3 protein-coding genes are annotated in these 1,725 nt (G+C 68.2%); 2 read left to right on the top strand and 1 reads right to left on the bottom strand.

Features of this window, described 5'->3' with window-relative positions:
* A partial coding sequence (locus tag VA603_RS11110) for a hypothetical protein (RefSeq protein ID WP_323438870.1) occupies nt 1–210 on the bottom strand: 210 nt, incomplete at its 3' end.
* A 134-nt stretch (nt 211–344) separates the two neighbouring features.
* On the opposite strand from VA603_RS11110, the gene VA603_RS11105 reads away from it, so the two are divergent.
* Nucleotides 345–731: a hypothetical protein gene (locus VA603_RS11105; RefSeq protein ID WP_323438869.1), complete on the top strand. Its 387-nt coding sequence runs from the start codon at nt 345–347 to the stop codon at nt 729–731.
* A partial coding sequence (locus VA603_RS11100) for an MFS transporter (RefSeq protein WP_323438868.1) occupies nt 721–1,725 on the top strand: 1,005 nt, incomplete at its 3' end. The genes VA603_RS11105 and VA603_RS11100, both read left to right, overlap by 11 nt.

The following is a 1,725-nucleotide window of genomic DNA, read 5'->3' as shown; positions in this document are numbered from 1 at the left end:
GGTGATGCCCGGCGCCAGCCGGTTGTGGCTGCTGCCGCCGACCATGTCGCGGCTGCGGCTCAGGTACAGCACCACCCCGTCATCGACCGCATGCACCTGCTGCCAGCCGGCCAGCACCGGCGTGGCGTCGGCCATGCCGGCATCGAAATCGACCTGCCCACCCAGCGCGTGGGCGGCGGTCATCAGTTCGGCGCAGGTGAAAACCTGCATGCAGGGCATCCCGGGAATGTGGTCGTGCCTAAATTTTCCGTCGCCCCGCCTAAACTTGCAATGGAATTGGTAACTATTCTCATTTAAGGTCCGGCACCTGTCGCTGGGCATTCTTTCCTGAACAGGCAGCAGTGATGGGTTTGACGATCAACGAGACGGTGCTGGTACGCGCCGTGTTCCATGGCCAGGTGGATGCGGACGAGATCCGCCGCTGGCTGGCCGGCGTGGAACGCCTGATCGTTGCTGGAACGCCGTTCTTCTTCATCGCCGCCACCCTGCCCGGCGCCAGTTTCTGCGACGACTACCGGGCCATCCAGGCGGTCTGGTACAAGCAGCACAAGGCCGCGTTCCGCCGGTATTGCCGCGGGCTGGTGCGCATCGCCGTCTCGGCCGAGGACCAGCAGCGGCTGGACACCCCGGCCCTGCACGCGGCCTGGGGCGTGCCCTACTTCGTCACCACCGACGAGCACGCCGGCCTGCAATGGATCACCACCCAGTGGGAGGCCGGCGATGCGCGTTGAGCGTCCGGCCGCCGCGCCGCTGGGGTTGACCGTGATCGTGGCGCTGTACATGGCGCATGCGCTGCCGCTGTACTTCTACAACGTGGCGGTGCCGGCCATCCTGCGCAGCCAGGGCGTGGACCTGCGCTGGATCGGCATGTTGTCGCTGCTGTACCTGCCGTGGGCGTTCAAGTTCCTGTGGGCGCCCTTGGTCGACCGCTGGCACCTGCCACGGTTCGGACGCCGCCGCAGCTGGCTGTGGTTGACCCAGCTGCTGTTGCTGGCCGGCATCCTGGCGCTGGCCGCGACCGGGCTGGACCACGGTCTGGGCGTGTTCCTCGCGGTGGGTCTGTGGATTTCCACCGTCGCCGCCACCCAGGACATCGCCATCGACGGCTACACCGTCGAAGCGCTGGCACCGGCCGAGCACCGGCTGGGCAGCATGGCGCAGAGCGTGGGCGTGGCGCTGGGCAGCATGGTCGGCGGTGCCGGCGTGCTGTGGCTGTACGAAACCCGTGGTTGGAACGTGGCGCTGTTGACCCTGGCGGCGATGAGCGCGCTGACCCTGCTTGCCGTGCAGGCGGTGCAGGAGCAACCGCGCCCGGCCGAGCAACAGCGCCCGAGCGTGCTGCGCGCCCTGCGCCGGCCGTCGATGCGCTGGGCGCTGCTGCTGATCGTGCTGTACCGACTGGTCGAGGCACCGGCGATGGCGATGATCAACCCGCTGCTGGTCGACCAGCAATGGAGCCTGACCGATATCGGCCTGCTGATCTCGGTAACCGGTGCCGGCATCGGCATGCTTGCCGCCGTGGCCGCGGCGTGGCTGCTCAAGCGCCGCAGCGCCGAACAGCTGCTGATGCACGCCGGCATCTGGCGCAGCGTGCTGTACGTGCTGCTGGCGGCGTTGCTGTACGGCGGCGTGCTGGCCGGCTCCCGGTGGGGCTTGGGCGTCTTGGTGGTGGCGATGCTGGCCCTGCGCTACGTGGCCATGACCAGCTTGTATGCGCTGTTCATG

It is taken from the genome of Stenotrophomonas capsici, assembly GCF_034961085.1.
GTDB classification, from domain to species: Bacteria; Pseudomonadota; Gammaproteobacteria; order Xanthomonadales; family Xanthomonadaceae; genus Stenotrophomonas; species Stenotrophomonas capsici.
This window is presented reverse-complemented; position numbering and strand designations above follow the sequence as displayed.

Excerpts from the sequence above, each read along its gene's own strand:
- VA603_RS11105 (WP_323438869.1), top strand. The coding sequence starts at position 345 with ATGGGTTTGACGATCAACGAGACGGTGCTGGTACGCGCCGTGTTCCAT.